The organism is Streptomyces sp. SID8374 (genome assembly GCF_009865135.1).
Classification (GTDB): Bacteria; Actinomycetota; Actinomycetes; order Streptomycetales; family Streptomycetaceae; genus Streptomyces.
In genome coordinates this window covers 4924484-4940366 of sequence record NZ_WWGH01000001.1, presented here as the reverse complement: position 1 = coordinate 4940366, position 15883 = coordinate 4924484, and the positions used below count along the sequence as shown (strand labels likewise).

Below are 15883 nucleotides of genomic sequence, written 5' to 3'. Positions count from 1 at the left end.
GGCGATCCCGTAACCCGGACCGGGACCGGGAGTAAATCCATCCTGATGAGCGGAGTGAAATCACCATGTTCCGTATGAGCGGCGTGAAATCCAAGGCGGCGGCAGCGGCTCTGGCCGGTGCGTCGGTCCTCGCCTTCTCCCCGACGGCGTCGGCCGCGCCCACCGCCGTGTACGCGTCGCTGTACAACGCCGGTACCGGGCGCTGTCTCGCGGTGCCCGGCTCCAGCACGGCGAACGGCACCGAGCTGGTGCAGTGGACCTGCACCACCAACAACGACCAGTTCTGGTCCCTGGAGAGAGTCGCGGGCGGCAACGGCGACCGGGTGAGAATCCGCAACCTCAACAGCGACAAGTGCCTGGCGATCGGCGGCTCCAGCACGGCCAACGGCGCCAACGCCATCCAGTGGACGTGCGGCACCAACACCGACCAGGTGTGGATCTACGACAGCGCCTACCGGCTGCGCAACCTCAACAGCGACCGCTGCCTGGCCATCCCGAACTCCAGCACCACCGCGGGCACCAAGGCCGTCCAGTGGACGTGCGGCACCAGCGCGGACCAGCAGTGGGTGTGGTAGCCACGCTGCTGCGGCGGCTGCCCGTCCGTGGCGCGCCGGCCCTCCGGGGCCCGCGCCGCGGACGGCGGTTCGGGCTCGTCCCGGCCGCCGCGCTCCTGGCCTGCCTGGCAGGAGCCGTTCCCCCGGCGTACGCGGAGGGGACGGCGGCGGAGACGACGGTCCACAGGGACACGGTCAGCCAGGGGGACGGGACCCGCACCCCCGACATCATCGCCACCGGGGAGAACAGGGCGGTGGTGGCCTGGCGCGAGGGGATCTGGCCGGGGAAGGTGGACCAGGGGCACATCCGTTACGCCTACACCACCGACGGCGGAGCGACCTGGAGCACGCCCCGGCATCTGGCCCAGGCCACGTCCGAGGCGATGTGGCACTACGTGATCCTGTACCAGGACGGCGGCACGCTGTACGCGTTCCTCGGCCGCACCTCGCCGCAGTCCAGCTCGGGGCTGCCGGTCACCCTGGTCGCCAGACGCAGCACCGACGAGGGCCACACCTGGCAGGACCACCCGGTCGACGTGCCGCAGAACATCGCGAACCTCGTCGTGGCGGGCCGCCCGCTCAGGCTGGCCGACGGCACGCACGTCATCCCCTTCTGGTCCTCCGGCCAGCGCAGCGGGGTGCTCCGCTCCTCGGGCGGGAACCTCTCCACCTGGACGGCGGGCGCCTTCGTCCCGGACCCGAACGGGCTGCGGGCCGGTGAACCCCAGATCGTGGCGTCGCACGACGAACCGGGCACGCTGATCATGACCGCGCGCCCCACCTACCCGCCGGCCTCGGACTACCTCACCAAACCGACGTACGCCGCGACCGCGAGGAGCACCGACGGCGGGCTGAGCTGGTCCCCGTTCGTCCTCGACACCGAGCTGCCCAACTACAACACCAAGGGCTTCCTCACCAAGGGCGCCGACGGGCAGTACCTCACCATCTACAACACGGCGGGCCGGGCCTGGACCGGCCCCGAACCGGCGCTCGCCCGCGAGGTGCTGCACTACAAGGTCAAGCGCCCCGGCGAGCGGTGGAGTTCGGGCCGGTTCTTCGCCGACGGGCCCCGGGTGACCTCCGGCACCGGGGCGGGCTGGGACACCTACGCGATGGCGGACGAGTACGCACCCGGCAAGTTCTTCGTCACCTGGGAGCACGACACCTCCGCGATCAAGGTGAACCGGCTGGACGTCTCCGACGCGTTCACCAACACCTCCACCGGGTTCGACACCCCGGCGGGCTGGACGGCGGTCCCGGGAAGCGGTACGGCCGAGGTGACATCGGGCGGTGAACTGCACCTGGCGGCAAAGGACTTGGCGGGCGCGTCGGCCGAACGCCCCTACGCGCCGCCCGGCGCCCTGGTCGCGACCGTACGCGGCAGGGTCAGCGACTACTCCCGCCTCGACCCGGCCACCGGGGCCGGAGCGACCCTCGCCCTGAGCGTGCACACCGGGACCCGGCGCCTGGCGTTCACCGTCCAGGAGGACGGGGTCCACGCACTCCGGGCGGGCGAGCCGGGGTGGACCCGGGTGCTCGCCACCCCCGGCGACGCGGCCCCGCACACCTGGAAGGCCGTGGTCGACGCCCAGGGCCGGGCCACCCTCTACCGGGACTCCCAGGAGACCGGCGCCCACTGGAACCTGCCGGAGAGCACCGCACCCCCGGGCATCAGGCTCCGGTCCTCGGGCTCCGCCGCCGATCCGGCCGAGGCGTGGATCGACAGCGTGGGCGTGGAGAGCGGGATCGCCGCCTCCACCTGGGACGACCTGGCCGGCTGGAGCGCGGCGCCGAACGGCGGGACGGCGGCGGTGACCGGGGAGAGCCGGCTGCGGCTGCGGAGCGCCGACGGCTCGGCCGCCACCGTCCGGCACGGCACACCCAAGCTCTGCGACCCGACCGTCGACTTCCGGGGCCAGGTCACCGACCCCGGCGCCCTCGATACGGCGACGGGCGCGGGCGCCTCGATGGGCGTCCGGGTCGACACGGGCGCCCGGCGGCTGATGCTCACGTTCCAGGCGGACGGCGTCTACGCGATCCGCAAGGGGGAGACGGCCTGGTCCAGGGTCTACGCGAGCACCTCCGCCACGGCGCCCACCTCCTGGAAGGTGGTCACGCGCAGCGGGGGCGAGGCACGGCTCCACCGGAACGGCGCGGACACCGGCGCCACCTGGACCGTCCAGGACCTGGCGACCACGCCGGGGGTGACGCACTGGGTGCAGGGCACGGCGGCCGACCCGGTGGAGTCGTTGGTGGAGTGGACCCGGGTGACGTGCAGCTGACCCGGGCGGCCCGAGGCCGCCGAGAAGGCGGGCTCCGAGCGGGAACCCGGCGCTCCGGGTGATTCCTTCAGGAACACCCGGAGTGCCGGGAACACCCCGGAGCGCCAGGAACACCCCGGAACACCCGGAGCACCGGTTCACCGCCTCGACCGCCGCCGTTCACCTGCCTTACCCACCGGCGACAAGGTCCGTGCCGCGACCTGCCCTAGCGTCATGCGCGTGGTTAAGCTCTCCGTCATCGTGCCGTTCTTCAACGTGCAGACATACGCGCCAGACACCCTCAGGAGTCTTCGGGCCAATATCCGTGAGGACTTCGAGTTCATCCTTGTCGACGACTGCTCGACCGACGGGACGGCGGACGTCCTGCGCCGTGCCCAGGACGAGATCCCGGGGGCGGTCGTGCACAGACACGAGCGGAACGGGGGGCTGGCCACGGCCCGCAACACCGGGCTGGACGCGGCGCGCGGGCAGTACATCGCCTTCCTGGACGGCGACGACTGGGTCGCCCCCGGCCACTTCGCCGAGGTGCTCGCCCGCACCGAGGCCCTGGGCTGCGACTTCGTCCGTACCGACCATGTCCAGGTCGAGGGCAGCAACCGTACGGTCCACCGCGTCCCGCACGGCCGGCGCGACACCGTGACCGATCCGCGCACCGCCATCCTGCCCGCCGACCGGACCACTTCGGTGGACTACGCGTACGCCTGGGCCGGCCTGTACCACCGCAGGCTGCTGGACCGGGGGCTGCTGCACTTCACCGACGGGCTGCGCACGGCGGAGGACCGGCCGTGGATCTGGCGGCTGCACCGCCGCGCCGAGTCCTTCGCGGTGCTCAGCACGCTGGGCATCTTCTACCGGCGGGGCGTGGCCTCCTCGCTGACCCAGATCGGTGACGTCCGCCAACTCGACTTCATCCGCTCCTTCGACCAGGTCATCGGCGAGACGGCCGAGGACCCCGAGGCGGACGCGCTGCTGCCCAAGGCGGTCCGCACGTACTGCGCCATCATCTTCCATCACCTGAACTCGATCGCGAGGTTCGAACCGGCGGTGGCCCGCATGCTGAAGGCACGGAGTTCACAGGCGCTCGGCCGGATGCCGCAGCCCGTACTGGACGAGGTCCTCGACTCGATGGACGTGGAGCGCGCCACGGTCCTGCGCCGGCTGCGCCGCAGGCCCGTCGCCGCGAAGGAGGTGGCGACGGCATGAGCAGCGCCCCCGCCCGCCGCACCACACAGCTCTTCGCCGCCTCCACCCTCTACGGCGCGGCCACGCTCGCCGCCGCCCTGGACACCGGCTGTTTCGGCCCGGCCGACCGCCGGGTGCTGGTGGTCTGCAACAACGCGGCCGTCCCGGAGACGACCCCGGCCCTCGACGCGATGCCCGGCTTCGAGCGGCTGCGCGGCCGGTTCGACGACGTCATCTCCTGGAACGAGACCATCGCCCCCTTCCACCCGAGCGGCTGGTCCCCGCGCCCGGACGACGTACCCCTGTGGGAGCGGCATCTGCGGCTGGCCTGGGGGCTGGGCGACGACGACGTCGAGTTGGCCGTCGAGTCGATCCAGGTCAACCCGGCGATGGCCATCACCGGGATCTTCACCGGCGCCCCGATCGATGTGTACGCCGACGGGCTGATGAGCTACGGGCCCACCCGCAGCAAACTCGATCCGCTGACCGGGACACGCATCCGGCGGCTGCTGCACCTGGACCTGGTGCCCGGGCTGAAGCCGCTGCTGCTGACCGAGTTCGGGGTGGAGCCGCTGGTCGTGGAGACCGAGGGGTTCCTGAAGGTGCTCGGTGAACTGGCAGCGGCCCCCGCCGAGTTGCCGTCCGTCGAGGCCCCGGCCCTGCTGCTGGGGCAGTACCTGTCCGCGCTGGGGCTCATCTCGGCGGCCCAGGAGGAGGAGCTGCATCTGCGGATGATGCGGGGTGCGGTCGCCCTCGGCCACACCCGGCTGGTGTTCAAGCCGCATCCGACGGCTCCGGCCCAGTGGTCGCGGTCGATGGAGGCGGAGGCGGAGCGGCTCGGCGCGGAGCTGACCGTGCTGGACACGGGGGTTCTGCGGGCTCCGGTGCTCGCCGAGGTCATCTACGAGCGGATGCGGCCGGCCCTGGTGGTGGGCTGCTTCTCGACGGCGCTGCTCACCGCGTCGGCGTTCTACGGGCTGCCGGTCGCCCGGGTCGGCACCGAGCTGCTGCTGGACCGGCTCACCCCGTACGAGAACAGCAACCGGATTCCGGTCACGCTCGTCGACGCGCTGCTGCCGGAGCTGGACGACAGGGCCGCGGTGGAGGAGCGCCGGCCGTCGGACAGTGCCGAGCGGGAGGTCGCCGCGCTGGTGGAGGCGGTCGGGTTCGCGATGCAGCCGAAGATCCACCCGGGGCTGCGGCCGGCGGCGGAGCGGTATCTCTCCGCCCGCCTCACACCGGTGACCTGGCGGTACTTCAAGCGGCGCCGGCTGACCTCGCTGGGGCTGCCGGGCGGGGTGCCGGCGCAGTTCTCGTTCCTGCCGCGCAGTGCGGCGGTACGCAGGGCGGTGCGCCGGGCTCGGTCGCTGCGGCGGGCGGTGCGCCGGTAGGAGCGCCCCGGAGGGGGATACGGCGGTGGGGCGGGTCCGTGCATCGGACCCGCCCCACCGTCGTACTGCCGTAGTGCCGTACGGGCTACCGGCCCACGATCACCCGGAGGTCCGCGGCGTTGGCCTCGGTGACCTTCCACAGCTCCTGCTGGCGGCCGTGCACATCGGCGACGGTCGCCGCGTGGTCGGCCAGCAGCTCGGTCGCCCGTTCCGTGAGGCGGGCACCGAGGTGGCGGTCGTGGACGGAGATGCCCCACTCGGGGCGTTCGATGTCGGCCAGGAAGTAGGCCATCTTGGGGTGCGAGATCAGGCTGATGATCGGCGTGCCGCAGCCGAACGGGATCATGCCCGCGTGCCCCCGCATGCCGATGACCAGCTTCGTGCGGGCGTAGACGTCACGGATGGCGTCGTTGTCGAAGTCGTACATCGGGATGACCGGCAGCGAGATGCCGTGCTCGCGCCGCAGGTCGAACGCGATCCGCTCGTCGTCCAGCGAGTGGGCCACGCACTTCACCTCGGCCTGTTCGCCCAGCGCGGTGACCGCGGTGGCCATCTCGCCGAGGAAGTGCCCGTAGTCGTGGCCGAAGCGCAGACCGGCCCGGTCGTAGGCGGCGTTGACCAGGATGGTGTTCTCGCGCTCGGCCGGGTCGCGCCAGCCCTCGACCAGCTGGCGGGTGACCGTGGTCGGGCAGGGCTGGAAGCGGACCTTGTCCTGGAGCTCCGGCGGCAGCAGGTCGCGGACCTTCTCGATCGAGCCGTGATTGCGCAGCCCGAAGAAGGCGGAGGCCTCCACCAGCTTGCGCAGGCTGGACAGGAACCGCTTGCGGCCGTGTCCGTAGGCCTGGCCGTCGAAGGCGTTGAAGCCGACGGCGTACACCATGACGGGTACGTCGATCCGGCCGAGCAGCTCGTCGGAGACGTTCCACTGCCAGCCGCTGTTGCCGTTCGGCGCGGTGTCGGGGATGAAGAGCCCGCCGCCGCCGATGACCAGGCCCCGCCGGGCGTTGACCCGCTCCAGGGCCGCCTCGTCGAAGAGCCGGTGGGCGTGGACCGAGTGCCAGCGGCCGGGCCCGGTGTCCTGGCCGAAGGCCAGCCGTACGCTCTCGGGGAGCAGCTTGTCGCCCGCGTTGCCCTGGCGCTCCATGTAGAAGGCGACATGGGCCAGTTGGCCGGAGGCGGGGTCCTCGGCGGGCCGGGTGAGGCCGGTGGTGCGCAGGTGCATCAGCCGGTTCGCCCGGTGGGTGGGGTCGACGCCGAGCCCCTGGAGCGCGAGGCGGGAGGCGCCCTCGTCGTCGCCGTGGATCCAGGCGATCTGGGCGAGCCGCCCGTAGGCGGTGGCTGCCCGGTTGGGGGCGGACGCGGCCAGCTGGAGCTGGGTGCGGGCCTCGTCGTACCGGGACACGCTCATCAGGGCGTGCCCGAGCACCTCGTGCGGCCAGGACTCGTCGACCGGGATGCGCAGCGGGCCGAGCAGGTCGACGGCCTCCTGGTACTCGCCGGCCAGGATGTGGGCGGCGGCCACCTTGCGGGCGCTCTCCAGGTCGCCGGTGCGCTTCACGTGCGGGGTGCCGTAGTGGACCAGCAGGTCGTGGTGCTTGGTGCCGCCCGCCGCGAGGTAGGCGGCGTGGAACTCGGCGTCGGGCAGGTCGAACTCGTGCCAGCGCGCCTCGGCCTCGCCGTACCCGGCCTCGCCGCCCTGCCAGGGCTTGTGGCGCCCGGTGAAGTGCAGGATCGCCGTGTCCTCGGGGACCGGGAGGTCGCCGGAGAGGCGCCGCTTGACGAAGTTGTAGCGGGCGTCGAGGTGGATGAAGTCGCCGTCCAGCACGGCGTTCAGGATGCCCTGGTCGTGCTTGTCCAGCTCGTACGAGCCGGCCCGGCCGACCCGGTCCAGCTCGGCGCAGAAGGTGTCGGTCAGATACTCGCGCTGGATGACCAGCAGCCCGCTGTTCAGCTTGTGCTGCCCGTAGAAGAACTGCGGGACGGCGGCCAGTCCCTCGCGCAGCCGCAGCAGCTCGCCCAGGTCGTCCAGGACGACCATGTCGGTGTCCAGGGTGATCACGGTGTCGTAGTCGCGGACCCGGAACACGTCGAGGATGAAGTAGGCCTTGCGCACCAGGTAGTTGTCCTGGTCGCCCTTGGCGTACGTGTCGTAGTGGTCGGCTTCCACCCGGCGGAAGTCGGTGCGCGGGTGCAGGGCGCGGATCTTCGCCACGGAGTCGGGGCGCAGTCCGTCGTGCAGGACGAGGAAGTCCTCGCAGACGTTCGGGTTGGACAGGGCGAGGCTGCGCAGCAGGGTGAGGAAGCCGGGCAGGTAGTTCTCGTCCACGAAGCTGGCGAAGGCGATGCGGCGCTTCCCGGTCAGCGCGTTCGCGGGCGCCACGGGGGCCGCGGTGGAGGTGGTGGGCATCGTCATCGCAGTCGGATCCTCGTGTCGGTGACGCTCTGGGCCCGTTCCATGACCCACGCCTTCTCGCTGGTGTACTCGTGCACGGACGTGATGGGCATCCGCATCGCGGCGGGCAGCCGGTAGGCGCCGCTCTCGTAGAAGTCGAAGCCGATCAGGTCGAGGCGCGGGCTCACGTCCAGGAAGTCCAGCAGCCAGAGCATGTTGAAGCCGCTGGTGGGGATCGAGGACCACACGTCCCGGCCCAGGCGCCCTATGTCCCGCACCGGCCAGCGCAGGGACTCGTCCCCCAGGTAGGTCTGCGCGCCCGGGACGAGCCGGTTGCGCAGCGAATACTTCCAGTCGCCGGAGATCCCGCCGAAGATCAGCCGGGTGTCGACGTGCTGGTCCCAGTTGAACCCGTGCTTGTGGATGCTGACGTGGATGTCGGTGCGCCGGCCGGTGGCGGCCGGGTCGATCCGGTACGAGTTGAAGCGGACGACCAGGTCGTAGTCGTCGATCTCCTTGCCGAGCGAACTGTTGCCCACCCGCTGGGAGTTGGCGATCAGGCAGATGGACTTCCCGGCGATCCGGTTGCGGAACTCGCCCAGGGTGAGCCACTGGACGCCGCCGAAGGTGGGGTCGTCGACCGGGCCGCGCATCCGGGCCCTGCGCTGCTCGGCGTAGAGCGTGGTGAGGGCGGTGAGCTCGGCGAGCGCGGAGGGGTCGCCGGGGCCCGTGGCGGGCGCGCTCCCGCCGCCCGCGACACCGGTCTCCTCGCGGAGCAGGCCGAGGTAGTGCGCGATCGTCTGCTGGATCTCCTGCACCGGGGCGTCGGCCGCGATCTGGCCGAGCAGCGCGCCGATCAGCAGCGGGCGGGCCTCGTGCCGGGCGCCCCGGGCGTGCGCCTCCAGGCCCTGCGCCCAGGAGTCGGTGACCGAGCGGTCGGCGAACTCCCGGGCCTCGGGACAGCCGGCGGCGAGCCGCTGGACCAGCTCCGCCTGGAGCCGGGCGCCCTCGCGGAGACCGGCGACCTTGGAGGCCACGCCGAAGCCGTCCTCCTCGGTGAGTTCGAGGTAGCGCTCGAACGCGGCGACGGCGGCGCTCTCGGCGCCCATGGCCTCCAGCACACGGGCGCGCAGCCGCCAGCCGGCCCGGGAGCCCTTGCGCTGGGTGAGCACGGTGTCGGCGACCATCAGGGCGAGCTTCGCCTCGTCCTCGTAACCGCAGTCCAGGGCCTTGTTGCCGACGGCGAGCAGCGGGTCCAGGAGCGCCTCGCCGAGCAGCAGCGCGGAGCCGGACGAGGCCTTGGCCGGGCGTCGCAGCAGCGGCAGCGGGCTGGTGCCCGAGGTCGCCGGGACGGTCGCGGCATGGGTGGCGAGGAGGTTGCGGAGCGCCTCGGCCAGGGCGTTGCGCCGCCGGTCCAGGCTCGCGACGAGCTTGGTGCTGTGCGCGGCACAGGCACTCAGGCAGGTCTCCAGATCCATGGCGTCGACCCGGTCGGCGGCCACCGTCTCTCCGGACGGTGTCGGGGCCTCCGCGTCACGTTGCCGTGGCCAGCGGGTGCGGGCTTTCGTCATGGCGCTCCAAGCGTCTGGTGCCCGTGGGGGGAGGGGGCTTCGGTTCGCGCGCGGGGTCCGGGGGCTCCTGCCGGGGTGACCGGGAGTGAGGTTCCGCGCAGTGATTTTCGGTTCCGCGTCACCGTAGGAAACCTGGACGACCGAAGGATGAACTCCCCCTGTCGGGCCGGGAAACGGCGCGCTTCCCGGGCGTTCGGGGCCCTTCGGCCGCTCTACGCTGGCGCGGCGCGACGGCCGAATAAGGGGAGCGGTTTTGACCACCACACAGCAGGATCCGACCATCACGCCGCAGGATCCGGCCATCACGCCGCCGGGGGCGGCGGCACGGGCGGCACCACCCGGGGGCGGCCTCCCGGAGCGGGGACGCACAGCGGCCGCCCGGCCGAAGGTGCGGCTGCGCGCTCTGGACGGGCTGCGGCTGCTGGCCGCGCTGATGGTGGCCGGGTACCACTACGGGGGCCGGGGCGGCGAGATCACCACGGCCTGGGGCAGCTCGCCCACCACCCAGTTCCCCACGGCCCACACCTGGCTGGCGTACGGCTGTCTCGGGGTGCAGGTCTTCTTCGTGATCAGCGGGTTCGTGATCTGCATGAGCGGCTGGGGGCGCACCCCGCTGGCGTTCTTCGCCTCGCGCGCCTCCCGGCTGATGCCGGCGTACTGGGCGGCGGTCGTGCTGGTCACCCTGGTGTTCGCGCTGCCGATGGTCGCGTACGAGGCGGTCTCCCCCAGCGACGCGCTGCTGAACCTGACGCTGTTGCAGCAGCCGCTGGGCGTCGACCGGGTGCTGGGGGTGTGCTGGACGCTGTGGGCCGAGGTCCGGTTCTACGCGCTGTTCGCCCTGTGCGTGGTGCTGCCGGGGGTGAACCGGCGCCGGGTGGTGCTGTTCTGCGCCGGGTGGACGCTGGCGGCGGCCCTCGCGCGGGCCTCGGGCGAGCCGTTCCTCGATGTGCTGCTGATGCCGCAGTACGCCCCGTACTTCATCGGCGGCATCGGCCTCTACCTGGTGCACCGGGACCGCCGTGACGCGCTGGCCTGGGGCATCGTCGCGGTCAGCTGGCTGCTGGGCCAGCACTACGCGGTGGCGGAGCTGTGGCGGCCGGAGAGCCCGGACGCGTTCTCCTACCGCTCCTCGGCGGTCATCATCCTGATCGTGACGGCCGGTTTCGCCGCCGTCGCGGCCGTCGCGCTGGGCGCCCTGAACCGGATCGACTGGCCGTGGCTGACGGTCGCCGGGGCGCTCACCTACCCGTTCTACCTGGTCCACGAGCACCTGGGCTGGGTGGTGGTGGGCGGCCTGCACCGGGGGCTGGGCGTGCCGTCGTGGGCGACGTTCGCGCTGACCCTGGCGGCGATGCTGGGGCTGGCGTGGCTGCTGCACCGGTACGTGGAACGCCGCTTCACGCCGCTGCTGCGGAACGCCTTGGCGGGGGGCCTGGGCGGGCGGCGCCGCTGACGGCTTCGGCGCGCCGGACCGCGCCCCCTCCTCCACCACACGCCCTCTGCACTCCCGCGCACACCACTCACCGGAGGATCACCACCATGCCCCTGTTCAGACACCGACCGCGCTCCCGGCGCCCCGGAGGGCGGCTGGGTACGGCCGCCCTCACCCTGCTGCTGTCCGCCACGGCCCTCGGCTCCCCCGCACCCGCCGCGACGGCGGCACCGGCAGCGGCGGCCGCTGCCGTTCCGGCGGCGGTGGCCACCCCGTTCAAGGCGAACACCGAGGGCTACCGCTGCTTCCGCATCCCCGCGCTCGTCACCACCCCCTCGGGGGCCCTGCTGGCCTTCGCCGAGGGCCGGGTCGCCACCTGCCACGATGTCGGGCACAACGACATCGTGATGAAGAAGTCAACCGACGGCGGCCGGAGTTGGGGCCCGCTGAAGGTCGTCGTGGGCGCGGGCGACCAGGACGCGCACGGCAACCCGGCGCCCGTCGTGGACGCGGCCACCGGACGGGTGTCCCTGCTGTACGCGACCGGCGGCTGGAGCGGCACCCCGGAGGAGCCGACCCGCCTGCCCCGCAGCCTGCGCGTCGTCCACAGTGTGAACGACGGCACCACCTGGACGGCCGGCGCCCCGCTCCCCCATCTCAAGCCCGCCGGCCGGTCGTGGATCTCCACCGGCCCCGGTCACGGCATCCAGCTCGGCCGGGGCCCGCACCGGGGCCGGCTCGTCGTCCCGGGCGACTACACCACCACGGACGGCCGGGCCGGCGGCCAGCTGTTCCACAGCGACGACGGCGGGCTGACCTGGGCCCTGGGCGCGCAGGCGGACGTGGACAGGAACACCGCCCCCGCCTACCCGGCCGAACTCACCGTCGCGGAGACCACCGGCGGCGGCGTGTACGTCAACGCCCGCAGCTCCGCCCGGTGCGGCACCAACGACCACCGGATGGCCGCCACCAGCAGCGACGGCGGGGCCACGTTCGACGCGCCGTTCGCACCGGTCTCCGGCCTCGACACCGCACCCGTCTCCGGCTCGCTGCTGCGGCTGCACGCGAAGGAGCTGGGCGCCGCGCAGAACCGGCTGCTCATCTCGCTCCCGTCGCGGCTCGGCCCGCACACCCTGGAGGACCGCCGCGAGCTGGCGATCCGCTCCTCCTACGACGAGGGCAGGACGTGGCGGACGGTCGGCACGGTGGTGACGCCGGGCCGGTCCGGCTACTCCGACCTGACGCAGCTGTCCACCGGCGCCGTCGGGGTGCTCTACGAGACGGCGGGGAACATCCCGCACAGCGACATCGTCTTCACCTCGTTCACCGAGGCGGCGATGGACGCGGCCCAGCGCGAACTGCGCCTGCCCCGCACGTCCGACACCGGCCCGGGCCAGTACGGCAACCACGCGGTGGTCCACGGAGGCGCCCAGCTCGGCACCCGCAACTCCGGCAAGGCCATGGCCTTCGACGGCCAGGACGACTACCTGCGCCTGGTCTCCTGCTCCGACTCGCTGCGCCTGGGTACGGGCGACTTCACCGTCACCGCCTGGTTCCAGCACTCCGCCACGACCGGGGCGCGGCCCATCATCTGGGGTTACGGGATGGGTTCGGGCGTCAAGCAGTTCTGGCTGCGGGCGGAGCCGGCCAGCGGCACCCTGCGCGCCGCGATCGACACGGGCGGCTCCTTCGCCGACGTACGGACCACCTCGGCGTACAACGACGGGCAGTGGCACCACGCGGTCTTCAAGCGGCAGGCGGGCCGGCTCCTGCTCTCCGTGGACGGCGGGCAGGAGTTCAGCGCCGCGGCTCCGGCGGGCGACATCACCCCGTCCGCGCAGTTCTCCGTCCACATCGGGGCCCGCCCGGACTTCCCGAACCAGCCGGCCGGGGTCGCGGAGCTGTTCCGCGGCGGCCTGGACGACGTCCGGATCTTCGGCCGCGCCCTGACAGCGCAGGAGGCGGCACAGGTCAAGGGCGGGGCACTCGACGTCGCCAATGAGCAGGAGAGGGTGCGGCTGGGCTTCTCCGGCATCTGGTAGGAGGGATGGGTCGGAGGGGGCGGTCATCCGGTCAGAGGGACCGCCCCCTCACCCCACCCCGTACCGTGCCTCGATGCCCGCGACGATCAGCAGCAGGCCGTCCTCGAAGCGCTCGTCGTAACCGCTGAAGATCTCGCTCCCGGCCGCCGCCGCGAGCGGGAACTCGGCCATGCCCGCGGCCCGTTCACCGATGTCGAACCCCTCGCGCCGCTCGCCGGGCATGGGCCGGACGCCCTGCTCCTCGGTGACGAACCCCATCGTGTACGAGAACGCGGTGGTGCCCGCGCGGACCGCCTGGCGCAGGGTGAACCCCGCCCCGGTCATGGTCCGCAGATGCGCGTCGAGGCCGGGGGCGTGGTCGGTGCCGGTGAAGCGGGCGCCGCTGTAGACCTTCGCGCCGTCGCGGTAGCGCAGGAGCGCGGTGCGCAGCGCGGTGTTGAACGCGACGAGCTGGGCCTGCCAGGTGGTGACGGCGGCCGGGTCGGGGAGGTCGTCGGCCAGCATCCGGCGGTACATCAGCGTGGCCATCTCGTCCAGGAGGGCCTGCTTGTCCTTGAAGTGCCAGTAGAGGGCGGGCGCCTTGACGCCCAGCTCCCCGGCGATGGCGCGCAGGCTCAGCCCGTCGAGCCCCACCTCGTTCAGCAGCCGCAGGGCCGTGTCGGCCACCCGTGCCCGGTCGATCTTCGTCGTACCCACCTTGACAACTTAACAGCGTTAAGCGCAGACTCCGAATCATGGAACTTAACGGTGTTAAGGAAAGGGCCGGAGACCCCGCCCCGCTCCCCTCCGAGGTCGATGTGCTGATCGTCGGCGCCGGACCCAGCGGCCTCGCGCTCGCCGTCGACCTGGCCCGCCGGGGCGTCCCCGCCCTGGTCGTGGAGCGGGCCGCCGCGCTCTTCCCCGGCTCCCGGGGCAAGGGCGTCCAGCCCCGCACCCGCGAGGTGTTCGACGACCTCGGGGTGGGGGACGCGGTGCGCGCGTACGGCGGGTCCGCGCCGGTCGGGATGGTGTGGGCGGACGGCACACGGCAGGGCCCGTACGAGATGTTCCGCCGGGCGGCGCCCACCGAGGCGGAGCCGTACGGGGAGCCCTGGCTGCTGCCCCAGTGGCGGACCCAGGAGATCCTGCTCACCCGGCTGCGCGAACTCGGCGGCGAGGTCGCCTTCTCCACCGCGCTGACCTCGCTGGCCCAGGACGCCGACGGGGTCACCGCCGAGCTGACGACCGGCTCCGTCCGGGCCTCCTGGCTGGTGGCGGCGGACGGCGGGCGCTCCACCGTGCGGCGGGCCCTCGGGATCGGCATGACGGGCGGGAGCGTGGACCCGGCGCCGATGCTGGTCGCCGACGTACGGATCGCGGCGAGCGCCCTCGACCGGGAGAACTGGCACATCTTCACGGGCGAGGCGGGCCACACCGCCCTGTGCCCGCTGCCCGGCACGGCGGACTTCCAGCTGGTCGCCCAGTTCAAGCGGGGCGCGCCCGACCTCGCGCCGGAGGCCGTACGCGCCCTGGTCGCCGACCGCACCCACCTGGCCGCCGGGGAGGTCACCGAGGTCCGGTGGTCCTCCGACTTCCGCCCGCGCGCGGCGCTCGCCGACCGCTTCCGGGCGGGCCGGGTGCTGCTCATGGGGGACGCGGCGCACATCCACTCCCCGGCGGGCGGCCAGGGCCTCAACACCAGCGTCCAGGACGCGTACAACCTCGGATGGAAGCTCGGCCAGGTGCTGCTGCGCGGGGCGCCCCCGGCCCTGATCGACAGTTACGAGCAGGAGCGCCGCCCGGTCGCCGAGGCGATGCTGGGCCTGTCGACCCGCATCCACCAGGGCCGCCAGGAGCGCGGCCGGGACACCCAGCAGCTGGGGCTCGGCTACCGGGGCGGCCCCCTCGCCGCCGGCCGGGCGGGCGTCCTGGAGGCGGGCGACCGGGCGCCGGACGGGCCGGCCGGTGCGCAGGGGCGGCTGTTCGACGTGTTCCGGGGCCCGCACTTCACGCTGCTGGCGCTGGACACGGACGCGGCGCTCCCCTCGGCGGCGGACGCGTCGGTGCGTACGTACCGGGGTACGGCTCCGGAGTCGTACGGGAGCGGGCTCTTCCTGGTCCGGCCGGACGGCTACATCGGCTGGGCGGGCCAGGACCCGTCCGGACTCGCCGCGTACGCCGAACTCGTGGGCCTTGGCCTCACATCGGCTTGAGGGTCTACACGCTGCTGAGCGACAGCTTCGCCGCGAACCCCAGGAACAGTACGCCCGCCGCCGAAGTCGCCCCCGCCGAGAGCCTCTTGCGGCGGCGGAAGGCGGCGGCCAGGCGGGTGCCGCCGAAGATCAGCGTGGAGAGGTAGAGGAAGCTGGCGAGCTGGAGCAGCGTCCCCAGCACCAGGAACGACAGCGCCGGGTAGGCGTAGCCGGGGTCGACGAACTGCACGAAGAACGAGATCAGGAACAGGATCGCCTTCGGGTTGACCAGGCTCACCACGAGCGCCCGCCGGTAGGGGTTCTCCGCAGCCGACCCCGACTCCTCGGCCGCCTCCGCCAGTTCGGCCGTACGCCGGTGCCGTTCGCGCCACAGGGAGAGCGCGGCCCGCAGCATGCCGATCGCCAGCCAGGTCAGATAGCCCGCGCCCGCGTACTTGACGATCGCGAAGAGCAGGGGCGTGGTCCGGAGCAGCGAGGCCGCGCCGAGTGCGGCCAGCGTCATCAGGACGGCGTCCCCGGTCCACACGCCCGCGGCGGCTTTGTAGCCGGTGCGTACGCCGCGTCGCGCCGCGACGGAGAGCACGTACAGCGAGTTCGGGCCCGGCAGGAGAACGATCAGCAACAGGCCCGCGAGGTAGGTCGGAAGGTCGGTGACACCCAGCATGGACGGAGTTTCGCACATCTGTCCGCCGCGTCGTCCAGCCGTCTCGCCGTGACCTTTCGGCCGTCCTGCCGTGACCTGAGGGCACTAGCGTCGTGGACAGGATTCGACCACCGGGCAGGACGGGCATCCCGTCAGGGAGTACCGGTGAGGCACCGGATCGATCGGACGGTGGGCCGGACAC

Annotated in this window: 11 protein-coding genes; 7 read left to right on the top strand and 4 right to left on the bottom strand. The window is 72.8% G+C overall.

Going from position 1 to position 15883, the window contains the following annotated elements; genetic code table 11:
* Positions 1–74 precede the first annotated feature (74 nt).
* The 4 genes from GTY67_RS22105 to GTY67_RS22090 all read left to right on the top strand — a co-directional run bounded on the left by GTY67_RS22105 (position 75) and on the right by GTY67_RS22090 (position 5409).
* Positions 75–575, top strand: coding sequence for an RICIN domain-containing protein (locus tag GTY67_RS22105; RefSeq protein WP_093690906.1), 501 nt, complete (start codon positions 75–77; stop codon positions 573–575).
* The gene (locus GTY67_RS22100; protein WP_161279756.1) at positions 563–2836 is read left to right on the top strand and encodes a sialidase family protein; all 2274 of its coding nucleotides are present in this window, start codon (positions 563–565) and stop codon (positions 2834–2836) included. The genes GTY67_RS22105 and GTY67_RS22100 overlap by 13 nt, the downstream gene beginning before the upstream one ends.
* Before the next feature lie 219 nt (positions 2837–3055).
* On the top strand, positions 3056–4039 hold the full coding sequence (locus GTY67_RS22095) for a glycosyltransferase family 2 protein (protein WP_161280219.1): 984 nt from the start codon (positions 3056–3058) through the stop codon (positions 4037–4039).
* Positions 4036–5409 carry a polysialyltransferase family glycosyltransferase gene (locus tag GTY67_RS22090; RefSeq protein ID WP_161279755.1) on the top strand — a complete coding sequence of 458 codons (1374 nt, stop codon included), beginning with the start codon at positions 4036–4038 and terminating at the stop codon, positions 5407–5409. The genes GTY67_RS22095 and GTY67_RS22090 overlap by 4 nt, the downstream gene beginning before the upstream one ends.
* 85 nt (positions 5410–5494) lie before the next feature.
* On the opposite strand, the gene GTY67_RS22085 is transcribed toward GTY67_RS22090, so the two are convergent.
* On the bottom strand, positions 5495–7822 hold the full coding sequence (locus GTY67_RS22085) for a glycosyltransferase (protein WP_161279754.1): 2328 nt from the start codon (positions 7820–7822) through the stop codon (positions 5495–5497).
* Positions 7819–9372 carry a glycosyltransferase family 29 protein gene (locus GTY67_RS22080; protein ID WP_161279753.1) on the bottom strand — a complete coding sequence of 518 codons (1554 nt, stop codon included), beginning with the start codon at positions 9370–9372 and terminating at the stop codon, positions 7819–7821. Before GTY67_RS22080 ends, GTY67_RS22085 begins: the two co-directional genes overlap by 4 nt.
* Positions 9373–9760: 388 nt before the next feature.
* Here GTY67_RS22080 and GTY67_RS22075 point away from each other — a divergent pair, with 388 nt between their 5' ends.
* Both GTY67_RS22075 and GTY67_RS22070 read left to right on the top strand, forming a co-directional pair.
* The gene (locus tag GTY67_RS22075) at positions 9761–10825 is read left to right on the top strand and encodes an acyltransferase (RefSeq protein ID WP_161280218.1); all 1065 of its coding nucleotides are present in this window, start codon (positions 9761–9763) and stop codon (positions 10823–10825) included.
* 86 nt (positions 10826–10911) lie between these two features.
* Positions 10912–12846, top strand: coding sequence for a sialidase family protein (locus GTY67_RS22070; protein ID WP_161279752.1), 1935 nt, complete (start codon positions 10912–10914; stop codon positions 12844–12846).
* A gap of 48 nt (positions 12847–12894) precedes the next feature.
* Here the strand turns inward: GTY67_RS22070 and GTY67_RS22065 are convergent, their stop codons facing one another.
* Positions 12895–13542, bottom strand: a complete 648-nt coding sequence (locus GTY67_RS22065) for a TetR/AcrR family transcriptional regulator C-terminal domain-containing protein (RefSeq protein WP_093690579.1) — start codon at positions 13540–13542, stop codon at positions 12895–12897.
* A 38-nt stretch (positions 13543–13580) separates the two neighbouring features.
* Between GTY67_RS22065 and GTY67_RS22060 the strand changes: the two genes are divergently transcribed.
* Complete coding sequence (locus GTY67_RS22060) at positions 13581–15038, top strand: FAD-dependent monooxygenase (protein ID WP_161279751.1); 1458 nt, start codon at positions 13581–13583, stop codon at positions 15036–15038.
* Positions 15039–15042: 4 nt separating this feature from the next.
* Here the strand turns inward: GTY67_RS22060 and leuE are convergent, their stop codons facing one another.
* Complete coding sequence (gene leuE, locus GTY67_RS22055; RefSeq protein WP_161279750.1) at positions 15043–15702, bottom strand: leucine efflux protein LeuE; 660 nt, start codon at positions 15700–15702, stop codon at positions 15043–15045.
* Positions 15703–15883: the final 181 nt, after the last annotated feature.

What these genes read in the sequence shown, in the direction of transcription:
- GTY67_RS22070 (WP_161279752.1), top strand. Translation starts at nt 10,912, where the DNA reads ATGCCCCTGTTCAGACACCGACCGCGCTCCCGGCGCCCCGGAGGGCGG.
- GTY67_RS22105 (WP_093690906.1), top strand. Translation starts at nt 75, where the DNA reads ATGAGCGGCGTGAAATCCAAGGCGGCGGCAGCGGCTCTGGCCGGTGCG.
- GTY67_RS22080 (WP_161279753.1), bottom strand. Translation starts at nt 9,372, where the DNA reads ATGACGAAAGCCCGCACCCGCTGGCCACGGCAACGTGACGCGGAGGCC.
- GTY67_RS22060 (WP_161279751.1), top strand. Translation starts at nt 13,581, where the DNA reads ATGGAACTTAACGGTGTTAAGGAAAGGGCCGGAGACCCCGCCCCGCTC.
- GTY67_RS22090 (WP_161279755.1), top strand. Translation starts at nt 4,036, where the DNA reads ATGAGCAGCGCCCCCGCCCGCCGCACCACACAGCTCTTCGCCGCCTCC.
- leuE (WP_161279750.1), bottom strand. Translation starts at nt 15,702, where the DNA reads ATGCTGGGTGTCACCGACCTTCCGACCTACCTCGCGGGCCTGTTGCTG.
- GTY67_RS22085 (WP_161279754.1), bottom strand. Translation starts at nt 7,822, where the DNA reads ATGACGATGCCCACCACCTCCACCGCGGCCCCCGTGGCGCCCGCGAAC.